At 73.0% G+C, this 13,434-nt stretch carries 8 protein-coding genes; 4 read left to right on the top strand and 4 right to left on the bottom strand.

Going from position 1 to position 13,434, the window contains the following annotated elements; genetic code table 11:
• Positions 1-8: 8 nt before the first annotated feature.
• The 4 genes from AC068Z_RS20825 to AC068Z_RS20810 all read right to left on the bottom strand — a co-directional run bounded on the left by AC068Z_RS20825 (position 9) and on the right by AC068Z_RS20810 (position 5,174).
• Positions 9-620 (bottom strand): LPXTG cell wall anchor domain-containing protein, encoded by a 612-nt coding sequence (locus AC068Z_RS20825; RefSeq protein WP_478557368.1) that lies wholly within the window; start codon positions 618-620, stop codon positions 9-11.
• Positions 621-920: 300 nt separating this feature from the next.
• Positions 921-2,027, bottom strand: a complete 1,107-nt coding sequence (prfB, locus tag AC068Z_RS20820) for a peptide chain release factor 2 (protein ID WP_478557366.1) — start codon at positions 2,025-2,027, stop codon at positions 921-923.
• Between the two features lie 96 nt (positions 2,028-2,123).
• Positions 2,124-3,356: a serine/threonine-protein kinase gene (locus AC068Z_RS20815; RefSeq protein ID WP_478557364.1), complete on the bottom strand. Its 1,233-nt coding sequence runs from the start codon at positions 3,354-3,356 to the stop codon at positions 2,124-2,126.
• A gap of 144 nt (positions 3,357-3,500) precedes the next feature.
• Positions 3,501-5,174, bottom strand: coding sequence for a protein kinase domain-containing protein (locus AC068Z_RS20810; RefSeq protein WP_478557362.1), 1,674 nt, complete (start codon positions 5,172-5,174; stop codon positions 3,501-3,503).
• A 384-nt stretch (positions 5,175-5,558) separates the two neighbouring features.
• On the opposite strand from AC068Z_RS20810, the gene AC068Z_RS20805 reads away from it, so the two are divergent.
• The 4 genes from AC068Z_RS20805 (at position 5,559) to AC068Z_RS20790 (ending at position 13,422) form a co-directional block, all read left to right on the top strand.
• Positions 5,559-9,533: an FtsK/SpoIIIE domain-containing protein gene (locus tag AC068Z_RS20805; RefSeq protein WP_478558591.1), complete on the top strand. Its 3,975-nt coding sequence runs from the start codon at positions 5,559-5,561 to the stop codon at positions 9,531-9,533.
• A gap of 314 nt (positions 9,534-9,847) precedes the next feature.
• Entirely contained in the window at positions 9,848-11,212 is a 1,365-nt protein-coding gene (locus AC068Z_RS20800; RefSeq protein ID WP_478557360.1) for an ABC transporter substrate-binding protein, read from the top strand.
• A 3-nt stretch (positions 11,213-11,215) separates the two neighbouring features.
• Positions 11,216-12,544 (top strand): carbohydrate ABC transporter permease, encoded by a 1,329-nt coding sequence (locus tag AC068Z_RS20795; protein ID WP_478557358.1) that lies wholly within the window; start codon positions 11,216-11,218, stop codon positions 12,542-12,544.
• Positions 12,541-13,422: a carbohydrate ABC transporter permease gene (locus tag AC068Z_RS20790; protein WP_478557356.1), complete on the top strand. Its 882-nt coding sequence runs from the start codon at positions 12,541-12,543 to the stop codon at positions 13,420-13,422. Before AC068Z_RS20795 ends, AC068Z_RS20790 begins: the two co-directional genes overlap by 4 nt.
• Positions 13,423-13,434: the final 12 nt, after the last annotated feature.

Raw genomic sequence — 13,434 nt, 5'->3', positions numbered from 1 at the left:
GGCTACCGTCAGGCGGCAGCGCCGCCACGGCCGCTCACCAGGCGCGGGAGCACCCGGAAGCCGATGCCACCGGCGATCATCGTCGCGGCGCCGATGATCAGGAACGTCGTCTGCGCGGCGCCGGTCTCGGCGAGCTCCTCACCGCTGCCCTGGGCGGAGGTGTCGGAGGCGGTCTCGTCACCGGTGTCGGTCAGGGAGGAGGAACCCTCCTGCTGGGCGGAGTCACCGGCACCGCCGTCGGGGTCGGTGTTGTTGCCGCCGCCGTTGCCGTTTCCGTTGCCATTCCCGTTGCCGTTGCCGTTGCCCGGGTCCTCGGTGGGCTCGGTGGTCGGGTCCTCCGACGGCTCCTCGGTGGGCTCGGTCGGCTCCGCCGTGGGCTCGGGCGGGTCCGTCGGCTCCGGCTCCTCGGTGGCCGTCGGGATGACGGTCGGCTCGGTCTCGGTGGGCTCCGGCTCGGGCTCCGGCTCGGTCTCCGTGGGATCGGGCTCGGGCGTGACGCAAATACCCAGATCGTCACAGACGTCGGCGGAAGCGACACCCGCGGCGGAGATCGTGGCACCAGCCGCTATCACGGCACCGGCCGCGAGGCGGGCGACACGGATCCGCGTCTTCTTGGTCATGTGGTTGCTACCCCCAGTAGCTCATCGTCAGTGAGGCGGCGCTCGGGGGCGGTGATCGACGGGGGGTGGTAGCTGAACTCACGCCCCCCGGTTCACATGCGCCCCGGAGATACGCATGCCGCGCTTCACCCTTCCCACTTTTCAAACCAACGTCAAGGCCGTTGCGTACGCGATGTCCAGGTACGGGCCGTTTGCCGGTGGAGGGAGCCTGTGAGTGTGATGTAAAACCCAGACATCGGGAACAGAAAAGGCAACTGCCGCCCCGACGGCGGCAGTTGCCTTGTCGACAAAACGCTTCGCTTACTTCTCCTGCTGCTTGCGCCAGCGAATTCCGGCCTCCAGGAAGCCGTCGATCTCACCGTCGAGCACGGACTGCGGGTTGCCGACCTCGAACTCCGTCCGCAGGTCCTTGACCATCTGGTACGGGTGCAGGACGTACGAACGCATCTGGTTGCCCCAGGAGTTGCCGCCGTCGCCCTTGAGGGCGTCCATCTTGGCCTGCTCCTCCTGGCGGCGCCGCTCGAGCAGCTTGGCCTGGAGCACGTTCATCGCGGTGGCCTTGTTCTGGATCTGCGACCGCTCGTTCTGGCAGGAGACGACGATGCCGGTGGGCAGGTGGGTCAGGCGCACCGCGGAGTCGGTGGTGTTGACGCCCTGGCCGCCGGGCCCGGAGGAGCGGTAGACGTCCACCCGCAGCTCGGACTCGTCGATCTCGACGTGGTCGGTCTGCTCGACCACGGGCAGCACCTCGACACCGGCGAAGGAGGTCTGGCGCCGCCCCTGGTTGTCGAAGGGCGAGATCCGGACGAGCCGGTGCGTGCCCTGCTCCACGGAGAGCGTGCCGTAGGCGTACGGCGCCTGCACGGAGAAGGTGGTCGACTTGATGCCGGCCTCTTCCGCGTACGAGGTCTCGATGAGCTCCGTCTTGTAGCCGTGGCGCTCGGCCCAGCGCAGGTACATGCGCTGGAGCTGCTCGGCGAAGTCGGCGGCGTCGACGCCACCGGCCTCGGCGCGGATGTTCACCAGCGCCTCGCGGGAGTCGTACTCGCCGGACAGGAGGGTGCGCACCTCCATCTCGTCGAGCGCCTTCTTGACGGCGGCGAGCTCGGACTCGGCCTCGGCACGGGTGTCCGGGTCGTCCTCCTCGTCGGCCATCTCGAAGAGCACGGCGAGATCATCGATCCGTCCGCGCAGCGCTTCCGCCTTCCTGACCTCGGCCTGGAGGTGGGAGAGCTTGCTGGTGATCTTCTGCGCCTCGTCCGGGTTGTCCCACAGGGACGGCGCGGCCGCCTGCTCCTCGAGCACGGCGATGTCTGCCCTCAGCTTGTCGAGGTCCAGAACGGCCTCGATCGACTCCATGGTCGAGGAGAGGGACTTGAGCTCTTCGGATACATCGACGACTGCCACGCTCCCAGCGTAACGGCTCCGCCAAGCGCCGAGGTCCGTAGAGGGTGCCCTGGGTTTCCGGCCGGTTGGCTCCGCGGGGGCGAGGAAGCCCGGACGTCACGGTGAGGCGGGCGCCGAGGTCTGCGCGTCCCGCGGTGTCGCGTCCGCGTCGTCCCCCGACGTCGCCAACCACGTACCGACCCCGGCCGCGGCCACCAGCGCCACCGCCGCCGCCCCCAGCGCGATCCGGCGCCGCCGGGTGGCCGCGCGGTGGCGGGCCGAGCCCGGGCGGGGCGCTCCGGACGCCCGGGGCACCCGCGCCGTACCGCGCGCACCGCCCGCCAGCTCGTCCGGCCCCGGCACCCTCATCGACGTGTGCGTGTCCCGGTTGGAGTCCGTCGGCTTCGCACCCGGCACCAGCGGCACCGCCCCCCGCCGTACCGGCCCCGGGGGAGCCGGCTCCTCGGGCGCGCTCTCCTCCTCCGCCGGCTCCGTGTCCGGCTCGTCCACGTCCAGCGGCGGCATCCCCGTCAGCATCGGCAGCAGCTCCCGCAGCCGGACGCCCAGCTCGGACGCGCGCAGCCGGGACGCGGGGCCCTTCGCCAGACACTGCACGATCAGCTGCCACAGCTCGTCCGGGATGCCGGGCAGGGGGGCCACCGTCTCCGTGACATGGCGGCGCAGCACCGCGCCGGGGTGACCGCCCCCGAAGGGCGTGAAGCCCGCCAGCAGCTCGTAGAGGACGGTCGCGAGGGCGTAGATGTCCACCGACGCCCGCGGCGGCAGCCCCTCGACGATCTCCGGGGCCAGATAGTCCGGCGTACCGATGATCTTCGTCGCGCGGGTCCGCTTCGGGGAGTCGATCAGCTTCGCGACGCCGAAGTCCGTCAGGAGCGCCGGGTGCGCGCCGCCGGGACCGAGCGGGCCCTGCATGTCCAGCAGGACGTTCTCCGGCTTCACGTCGCGGTGCACGACGCCCGCCGCGTGCGCCGCCGCGAGGCCGTCCGCCACGTCCGCCACGATCGCCACCGCCGCCTCCGGCGCGAGACGCTTGTCCCGGTCGAGCCGGGTGCGCAGGTCCGTGCCCCGGACCAGGTCCATGACCAGCGCGAGGTCGTTGCCGTCGACGACCAGGTCGCGCACCGACACCACGTGCGGGTGCTCCAGGCCCAGCAGCGCCGTCCGCTCCTGCACGAAGCGCCCGACGAGCTCCTGGTCGGACGCGAGATCCTCGCGCAGCAGCTTGATGGCGACGGGCCCCTCGGGCCCCTCGCCCAGCCACACCGTGCCGGCGCTGCCCCGTCCCAGGATCTGGTGGGCGGTGTACCGGCTGCCGATCTTCCGTGCCAAGACTGCTCCTACAGACGCGTGTTGTCGCCAAAACTACGCGTCCGACGAGCCAACCTTCACCGCGGAGACGGAAATCACCCGCCAGGTGTCGACAAATCAACAGACTCGTCGTCCACGGCACCGCGGCCGGGCTGCTGCCCGGACCTACTGCCCGGCCGAGCTCCCGCCCAGCTCACCGATCCAGTCCGTCACCGTCGTGAACCAGTCCGAGAGCTGAGCCCAGTACCCCTTGCCGGTGCCGATCCAGTCCTGCAGCGGGCTCAGCTCCCAGACGAGCCACCCGGCCACGAACAGGATGACGAGCGTGAACAGACACCCCTTGAGGCAGCCGAGCCCGGGGATCCGCATCGGGTTGGCGCTGCGCTGCCGCGGCTGCCGGGGCTCACGCTGCGGCCGCTGGGTCTCGGGCGGCGCGGGCGGCGGCGAGTACCGCTGCGGCTGCGGCTGCTGAGGCCGCTGCTGGGGCGCGTACTGCTGCGGCTGCTGCTGGGGGGCGTACTGCTGCCGGCCCTGCTGCGGATAGCCGTAGCCCTGCTGTTGCTGCCGCGGCTGTCGCTGCGGCGGCTGCTGCGGGCGGGCCACCTGCCGCTGGGGGCGGCGGCGCAGCGGGTCCTCGCTCGGGTCGAGGTACTGGACCTGCGTCTGCTCGTTGCGGTCGCGCGCGGCCCGCAGCTGGTTCTGCCAGGGGTGCGGCTCCTCGGGCCGGGGGCCCTGGGGCTGCTGCCCGGGCGGTACGGGCGGCATGACCGCCGTCGGGTCGGCCGCGCCCCGGTTCGGCAGTACGGCGGTGGGGTCGGCGGCGCCGGAGGTGTGCGGCAGGACGCTGGTCGCGGCGTTCGGGTCGAAGGAACCGGCGCCGTGCGGCAGCACCTGCGTGGGGTCGGCCGAACCCGGCACGGTCGCGGGCGCCGGGTCGGGCGCGAGCAGCGCGCCCACGGCCTCGGCGGCGGCGATCTGCGCGGAGTTCGCGTGCACCCCGATGCCCTCGGCGACGACCCGCAGGCCCCGCGCGAGGTTCTCGGCGCTCGGCCGCCGGTCCGGGTCCTTGGACAGACAGCGCTCGATGACCGTCCACAACGGGTCCGGGACCGTGGAGGGGCGGCGCGGCTCCGCGCTCAGGTGCTGGTGCAGGACCTCGAGCGCGGAACCGCCGGAGAACGGCGGACGGCCGGTGACCAGCTCGTACAGCAGGATGCCGGCGCCGTAGATGTCGACGGCGGAGGTCTGCGGGCGGCCCTCGGCGGACTCGGGCGCGACGTACGCGGGCGTGCCGACGAACTCGTGGGTACGGGTCAGGCCCGGGGAGTCGGCGAGGCGCGCGATGCCGAAGTCGGTGAGCATCGGGTGCATCTGGCCGCCGTCCTGCTTGAGCAGGACGTTCGCCGGCTTGAGGTCGCGGTGCACGACGCCGTCGGCGTGGCTCGCGGCAAGCGCGTCGGCGATCTGCGCGGTCATGAGGGAGGCCGCGACCGGGGTGAGCGGGCCGTTCTCGCGCAGGTAGCGGTGCAGGTCGGGGCCGTCCACGAGGTCCATGACGAGCGCGAGCAGTTCGCCCTCGACGACCAGGTCACGGACCCGGACGATGTTCGGGTGGGTCAGCCGGAGCAGGACCGACCGCTCCCTGAGGAACCGCATGACGATGTCCGCGTCGCTGGCGAGCTCCTCCTTGAGGACCTTGATCGCGACGGTCTCGCCGGGCTGGCCGGGCACGGCCGCCTCGGCGCCCGCGGTCTCACGCTGGCGGGCTCGCCAGACGGTGCCCGTGGCGCCGCGTCCGAGCGGCTCCTCGAGCAGGTACTTGCTGCCGACTGGCCGCACGTCACGCGCTCCCTGCTGATTGCCTGAAAGTGTTCCGATGTTCCGACCCACTGTAGTGCCGGGCGCTTCGAAGCAAAGGTTCACAGGAAAGACGCTCGGGCCGCTCGCTTTGGTTGCCGAACCCGGGCGTGAGCGATCTCAAGTGATCGTCCGGGCGGCAGAAGTTCGGCCGGGATGCGGCAGAGATCAGGCATTTTTACGGGCAGAGCCGACCAATCAAGATCACTTGGCGCCGGGGGGCGGGCGTGTTGTCAGTGGCAGGTGCGAGGATGCCTTTCGTACTGGCCGATGTGCTCGTGTGGCGGTGGGGGAAGTCCGCGGTGGGGGACCGCGGGGCGTCGTCCCCGTTCGCGGGTGCCCGCGCAGAAGGGACCGCTGACGGCGATGCAGATCCGGCTGACCGTCGTAGACCCGCTGGGCCCGCCCCCCGCGTCGCCGCGGGGCCGCGCCGCGAGCTGCGACGTGCTGGTCACGGCGCCCGCCGGCACGGCCCTGGCCGCGGTGGCGTCGGCCCTCGCCTCCACGGTCTCGGCGGACGGGGGCACCTCCCGCGCGGGCGAGGCCGAGCGCGGCGGCGGGCCTGTGGTGGTGTACGCGGGCGCGGAGCGGCTCGACAGCGCGCGCTGCACGCTGGGCGAGCCCCCCTTGATCGACGGCGCGGTGCTCTCGCTGGGCGCCCCCGCCGAGCCCGAGGCGCACCCCGAGGTCGACGACGCCCCGACCCAGCTCCATGTGGTGGCCGGCCCCGACGCGGGCGGTGTGCACCTGCTGCACGGCGGCCAGATCCATGTCGGCCGCTCCGCCGACGCCGACGTCCCGCTCGACGACCCGGACGTCTCCCGGCTGCACTGCGCGGTGACGGTCGCCGCCGACGGCCGTGTCTCGGTCGCCGACCTCGGTTCCACCAACGGCACCACCCTGGACGGAGCCGTGGTGGGCCCCCGCCCGGTCCGGTTCGCCCCGGGCGCGCTCCTGCGCATCGGTGAATCCACCCTGCGGCTCGCTCCGGCGGGGGGCCCGGGAGCCCGCGTGGCGACGGTGCCGGACGGCGAGGGGCACATCCGCCTCTCGGGCGGCCACACGCGCGTGGAGGCGACGCGGGAGGCCTCGGGGCCGTCGGGAGAGACGCGGCACGCGTACGGCTCGGCCGCCTGGGGGGCCTCGTCGGCGACGCGGGGAGCACAGGAGCACGGGCCGGTCGAACCGCCGGTCGTGCCCGGCCAGGGCGGGGCGCCACGGATCGAGAACCGCGGCCTGCCGAGCGCGGAGGTGCCGGGCCCCCGCGAGGGCGACACCCACGGCGCCGGCTTCACGACGAACGCTCGCACCCGCGGCGGCACGGCATCCCACGGCGACCACCCGGCCGACGGGCACGGGGACCGCGGGAGCGACGGGATCGAGGCGCACGGCGGGGGCGGGACGTCCGGGGGCCATCGGAGCGAGGCGCAGGGCGGAGATCGGGCTGCCGGAGACCGCGGGAGCGAGGGGTATGGCGAGGGCCGGACGGCCGGGGGCCATCGGGGCGACGGGCGCGGCGGTGCGTCTGGCTTCCGCGGCGAGCCGGGCTTCGGTGACCGGTCGACCGGTGGCGGTGGCCCGGCCGGCCGCAGCCGTGAGGACTCCGACGCCCCGGAGGGCAAGGGCCGCAAGGGCACTCCCCTGCGCGGCACCGATGTCCCGCAGGGCGTGCGCAAGCGTGGCGGGCTCGGCGCGTGGGCTCGGCGGCTGACCGGCGGGCGCGGTGAGCAGAGCGCACCCGGGCGCGAGGCGTACGACGTCCAGGGCGCCGACGCCGTCGCACGCCCCGCCGCCGACACCGCCCACCGGGTCCCGGAGACCTGGCCGGACCCCGCCGCGCTGCTGCTGACCGCCCTCGGTCCCGGCGCCCGGCTGTGGGAGCGCGGCCCGGAGCACCCGGAGGCGCTGACCGTCCGTCTCGGCACCGCCGACCGCGCCGCCCCCGACGGCGGGCTGCTGCCCGCCGTGCCCGTGACCGCCGATCTGCGCGAGGCGGGCGCCCTGGGTCTGGCCGGGCCGCGCGCGCGGCTGGCCGGTCTCGCCCGCGCGGTGGTGGCCCAACTCGCCGCGCTGCACTCGCCGGACACCCTGGAGATCGTGCTGATCAGCGCGGACCGCTCGCGCCCGCTGGAGGAGCGCACCGCCGAGTGGTCCTGGCTGGGCTGGCTCCCGCATCTGCGCCCGGCCCACGGCCAGGACTGCCGGCTGCTGCTGGCCCACGACCGCGAACAGGCGACGGCCCGCACGGAAGAGCTCCTCCGCCGCCTCGACGACCAGGAGCGCCCCCCGGCACTCCCGGCCCCCCGCACATCCGGCGCCCAGGAGGACTCCAGGAGCGCCTTCGCAGGCGCCGAGAGCGACCTGTCGGCCAACTCCCCTGACCCGTACGCCACATCCCGTACGCAAGGACGGGACGGACGGTCCGCCGACCACCCCTTCACCGGCGCCCGGACCGACCCGTCGGGTCACTCCCCCGACCCGTACGCCACGTCCCACGCGCAGCCCCGCCCCGCCCGTCGGCCCTCCTGGGCCCAGGACGACCCGGCGGACCGCTTCCCGGGCCCGTACACCGTGGTCGTCGTGGACGGGGACCCCGGTGGTGCCGATGTCCGGGAGGCCGTGGCACGGCTGGCGTCCGAGGGCCCGCGGGCCGGTGTCCACGTGGTGTGCCTCGCCGAGACTCCGCCCGCCTCCCCCGCGTCACCGCTCACCGAGACCTACCGGGCGGCCTGCGCCGCGGCCCCGGCCTTCCGGGACTGCGGCGCGGTCGCGCTGCTGAGCGGCGATGTGGCGACCGCGCTGCGGCTGATGCGGGTCGCGCGCACGGGAGCCCTGGAGGGTGCCGCCACGGCCACCCGCGGCGACACCGCGAACGACGGCACCGCACGCACCGGGCAAGGCGGCCGCCCCACCCGCGGCGAAGGCGCCCCCAAGTCCTCCGCACCCCCTGCCGTCCCGGCCCACGCCGACCCGGCCCCCGTACCCCCCGGCACCGTCGCCACCGTCGACGCCGTGTCCCTGCCCTGGGCCGAGCGGTTCGCGCGGGCGCTGGCGCCGTTGCGGCCGGACGGTGTCGCAGGAGGGCGGCAGGCCCGGGTGTCCGCGCCGCTGCCTCAGGCGGCCCGGCTGCTGGACGAGTTGGGGCTGGCCCGGGCCACCCCCGCCTCGCTGATGGCCCGTTGGGCGGACGCGGCCGACGACACCGAGGCGCTCGGCGGACGCGCGTGTGTCGTGCTCGGCGCCGGACCGCGCGGCCCGGTCGGCGCGGACCTCGCGGCCGACGGACCGCACCTGCTGATCGAGGGCCCCGCGGGCAGCGGACGTACGGAGCTGCTGAGGGCGCTCGTCGCCTCGCTCGCCGCCGCCGAGCGGCCGGACCGGCTGAGCATGGTCCTGATCGACGGCCGGGACAGCACCGGCGCGGCGAACAGCGGCGGCGACGGGCTGCGCGTGTGCACCGACGTCCCGCACGTCACCACCCACCTCGCCGTCAACGACCCGGTGCGGATGCGGGAGTTCGCCCAGTCCCTCAGCTCCGAGCTCAAGCGGCGGGCGGAGCTGCTCGGCCGTTCCCACTTCACCGAGTGGCACGCGAGCCGGCTGGTCTCGGGCCGCATGGTCACCCAGCGCACGGCGACCAGCCCCGCGGGGACCCCCCGTTCCGGGACCGGCCCCGCAGGGACCGGCCACCCCCGAACCACCCCCTCCGGGAACGGCCACCCCACCACCGCCCCCGCGGGGCCCGGCGCCGCCGACCTCGACGCCCCGCCCAGCTCCACCCTGCGGCTGCGCCCGGCCGCGTCCCGTCGGCAGGCGGAGGCGGCACCGCCGCTGCCCCGCCTGGTCGTGGTCGTGGACGATCTGGACGCCCTGGTCTCCCCCGCCCTCGGCTCCCCCGGCCGACCGGCGGCCGGCTCGGTCATACGCGCGCTGGAGGCGGTGGCCCGGGAGGGCGAGCGACTCGGCGTGCACCTGGTGGCGGCGACGGGCGCCGACGGCCGTACGGCCGCGTCGGAGCCGGCCCGACGGGCCACCCTGCGTGTCGTCCTCGACGAACCGGTCGGCGGCCCCGACGAACCGGCGCCCGGTCGCGGCGCGTTGACCTGGGCGGACGGCCGTACGACCGCTTTCCAGGGCGGACGTGTCACCGGCCGCATCCCGCGCACCGCCACCTTGCGGCCCACGGTCGTCCCGCTGGAATGGCACCGCATGGGCGACCCCCCGACCCGCCGCCTGGTCCGCGAACTCGGCAACGGCCCGACCGACCTGGCCCTCCTGGCCAGCGCGTTGGAGAGAGCGGCGAAGGAGGTCTCGGCGGCCGAGGTCCCCTCGCTCCTGTAACCCCGGTCGAGAGTCCCCCGCCCCCGCCCACACCGGCCGGAGCCGAGGTTCCCCCAACCGCGCCGCCACGGTCGGAGGTCCCCCAACCCCGCCGCCCCGGCCGGAGCCGAGGTTCCCCGCACGCCTCCAGCCGCGCTCGAGACCGATCCCCGCGCACCTCACGCCACAGTCGAGGCCGAGTCACGACGCGGTCACGATCGCCTACTTGACAGCGCAGGCGCTCTTGCCGACCCCCAAGTCCCGGCGTAAACCAAACCGCACAGACAGCGCTCGAACGTTCGACGAGGCAACGAGGCACGAAGAACGGGGCAGTGATGCGCAGCACGAATCGCACCATCCGGATCGCCATCGCGACCGTAGGCGCCCTCGCACTGGCGCTCACCGGTTGCGGCGGAGACGACGACAACAACGGCGGAGGGGGCGGCGGCGGCAAGGAGACCGGCGCCGGGTCCACCGTGCAACTTCCCAAGCTGGACGGGCAGACACTCGAGGTCGCGGCCGTCTGGACCGGCCCCGAGCAGGACAACTTCACCAAGGTGCTGGACGAGTTCGAGAAGCGCACCGGCGCCAAGGTGAACTTCGTGCCCACCGGCAACAACACCTCCACCTTCCTCGGTACCAAGATCCAGGGCGGTCAGCCGCCGGACGTGGCGTTCCTGCCGCAGGTCGGCGTGCTCCACCAGTTCGCCGACAAGGGCTGGATCAAGCCGCTCGGCACCGACGCCCAGGCCCAGGCGGACAAGAACTTCTCCGCCGGGTGGAACGACCTAGGGTCCTACGAGGGCAAGCAGTACGGCGTGTATGTGAAGGCCGCCAACAAGTCCCTGATCTGGTACAACACCGCCGCCTTCGAGGCAGCGGGGATCACCGACGAGCCGAAGACCTGGGACGACTTCCTGGCCACCGCCCAGACCCTCTCCGACGCCGGCTCCCCGGCCGTCTCCATCGGCGGCGCCGACGGCTGGACGCTCACCGACTGGTTCGAGAACATCTATCTCTCCCAGGCCGGACCGGAGAAGTACGACCAGTTGGCCAAGCACGAGATCAAGTGGACCGACCCCTCGGTCAAGGACGCCCTGACCACGCTCGCCGGGCTGTGGGGCAAGGACGAGCTGATCGCGGGCGGCCGCTCGGGCGCGCTGCAGACCGAGTTCCCCAAGTCCGTCACCCAGACCTTCTCCGGTGACACCCCGGCCGCGATGGTCTTCGAGGGCGACTTCGTCACCGCGAACATCAACGCCGACACGGACGCGAAGGTCGGCACCGACGCCAAGGTGTTCCCGTTCCCGGCGGTCGGCGACGAGTCGCCCGTGGTCAGCGGCGGCGATGTCGCCGTGGCCCTGAAGGACGGTGAGGGGGCGCAGGCCCTGATGACCTTCCTGGCCTCGACCGACGCGGCCGAGATCTGGGCGGCGCAGGGCGGGTTCATCTCGCCCAGCAAGGAGATGGACACCGGGACGTACAAGGACGACGTCACCAAGGGCATCGCCGAGGCGCTGATCGCGGCCGGCGACGACTTCCGGTTCGACATGTCCGACCAGGCGCCGGCGGCCTTCGGCGGCACCCAGGGCGTCGGCGAGTGGAAGCAGCTCCAGGACTTCCTGAAGAACCCGAGCGATGTGGCGGGCGCCCAGCGAAAGCTGGAGGCGGACGCCGCCAAGGCGTACAAGACCGGCTGACGGATGTCGGCCGTAGCGGACAACGGTGCCGCCAAGGCACCCGACAAGAGCGTGACGGGCACCCGGCTGTGGGTGGCGGTGCTGTTCCTGCTGCCCGCGCTGGTGCTGCTCGGCGCGCTCGTGGTCTACCCGATCGGGTACTCGGTCTGGCGCAGTCTGTACGACGCGGGCGGTGACGGCTTCGTCGGTCTGGACAACTACGTCGACGTCTTCACCGACGACGCCACCCTGACCGCCGTACGCAACACGGCGATCTGGGTCGCCGTCGCGCCCGCGGTGGTCACCGCGCTGGGCCTGATCTTCGCCGTGCTCACCGAACGGGTGCGCTGGGGCACGGCGTTCAAGTTGATCGTCTTCATGCCGATGGCGATCTCGATGCTCGCGGCCGGGATCATCTTCCGGCTGGTGTACCAGGCGGATCCTGACCAGGGTGTGGCGAACGCGGTCGTGACGAGCGTGCACGACACCTTCGCCGACTCCTCCGTCTATCCGAAGGCCCGTCCCAACGCCCAGGTCAGCGATCTCAAGGCGTCCGGCGGCGGGTCCTTCACCACGACGGGAACGGTCGAGGCGGGCACCCCGGCACTGCTCCCGCTCGTCGGCATCGCGCCCAACCGGCTGCCGGGCACCCCGGAGGACGCCGAGGTGGCGACCGGAGACGGGATCACCGGCACCGTCTGGCTGGACTTCAAGCTCGGCGGAGGCGGCGAGAAGGGGCAGGTCGACGCGGGCGAGAAGGCGCTGGAGGGCGTCAAGGTCGAGGCGGTGAAGGACGGCGAGGTCGTCGCCTCGGCGACCAGTGGCGCGGACGGCACCTTCACCCTGCCCGCCGAGGCGGACGGCGCCCAACTGCGGCTGCCGGGCTCGAACTTCGCGGCGCCCTACAACGGCGTCGACTGGCTCGGCCCGACGCTGGTGACACCGTCGATCATCGGGGCGTACGTCTGGATGTGGGCGGGCTTCGCGATGGTGCTGATCGCGGCGGGTCTCGCCGGGGTCGACCGCAACCTGCTGGAGGCGGCGCGGGTCGACGGCGCCAACGAGTGGCAGGTGTTCCGCAGGATCACGGTGCCGATGCTGGCGCCGGTCCTGGTCGTCGTCCTGATCACGCTGATGATCAACGTGATGAAGATCTTCGACCTGGTCTACATCATCGCCCCGCAGCCCACCCAGGACGAGGCCAACGTGCTGGCGCTGCAACTGTTCCTGTCGTCCTTCGGCGGCGGCGGCAACTACGGCCTGGGCAGCGCGATCGGCATCATCCTGCTGCTGCTCGTGGTCCCGGTGATGATCGTCAACATCCGCCGGCTCAGGAAGGAGCGCGAGCGGTGACCCCCCTCGACACCTCTGTGCGCGGCAAACAGTCATGGGCCTCCCGGGTGGCGAGCGGGGCGGCGGGCGGGGCGCTGCGCACCTTCCTGCTGCTGGTGGCGCTGTTCTGGCTGGTGCCGACGTTCGGACTGCTGGTGTCCTCGTTCCGCGAGCCGACCGACATCGCCTCCTCGGGCTGGTGGAAGGTCTTCACGGCACCGGCCCAGCTCACCACCGAGAGCTACAGCACGCTGCTGGAGAACGACGACATCACCAGCGCGCTGTTCAACACCGTGTGGATCACCGTCCCCGCGACCCTGCTCGTCGTCATCATCGGCGCGATGGCCGGATACGCCTTCGCGTGGATGGACTTCAAGGGCCGTGACTGGTGGTTCATGGTGGTGATCGCCCTGTTGGTGGTGCCGGTGCAGGTGGCGCTGATCCCGCTGTCCGAACTCTTCGGCGAGATCGGCATCTTCGGCTCCATCACCGGTGTCGTGCTGTTCCATGTGGCGTTCGGACTGCCGTTCGCGATCTTCCTGCTACGGAACTTCTTCGCGGAGATCCCGCGCGAACTGCTGGAGGCGGCCCGGCTCGACGGCGCGGGCGAGGCACGGCTGTTCGCGACGGTCGTGCTGCCGCTGGGCGCCCCGGCCATCGCCTCGCTGGGGATCTTCCAGTTCCTGTGGGTGTGGAACGACATGCTGGTGGCGCTGGTGTTCTCCGACTCCGGCTCGCAGCCGCTGACGGTCGCGCTCCAGCAGCAGGTACGGCAGTTCGGCAGCAACATCGAGGTGCTGGCGCCCGGCGCCTTCATCTCCATGGTGATCCCGCTGGCCGTGTTCTTCGCCTTCCAGCGGCAGTTCGTGTCCGGTGTGATGGCGGGCGCGGTGAAGTAGGCGGCAGGACAA

Source organism: Streptomyces sp. NPDC043726 (genome assembly GCF_056436565.1).
This window is presented reverse-complemented; position numbering and strand designations above follow the sequence as displayed.

Bases quoted from the DNA above. Each gene is read 5' to 3' on its own strand.
- AC068Z_RS20825 (WP_478557368.1), bottom strand. From the start codon at position 620: ATGACCAAGAAGACGCGGATCCGTGTCGCCCGCCTCGCGGCCGGTGCC.
- AC068Z_RS20805 (WP_478558591.1), top strand. From the start codon at position 5,559: ATGCAGATCCGGCTGACCGTCGTAGACCCGCTGGGCCCGCCCCCCGCG.
- AC068Z_RS20800 (WP_478557360.1), top strand. From the start codon at position 9,848: ATGCGCAGCACGAATCGCACCATCCGGATCGCCATCGCGACCGTAGGC.
- AC068Z_RS20795 (WP_478557358.1), top strand. From the start codon at position 11,216: ATGTCGGCCGTAGCGGACAACGGTGCCGCCAAGGCACCCGACAAGAGC.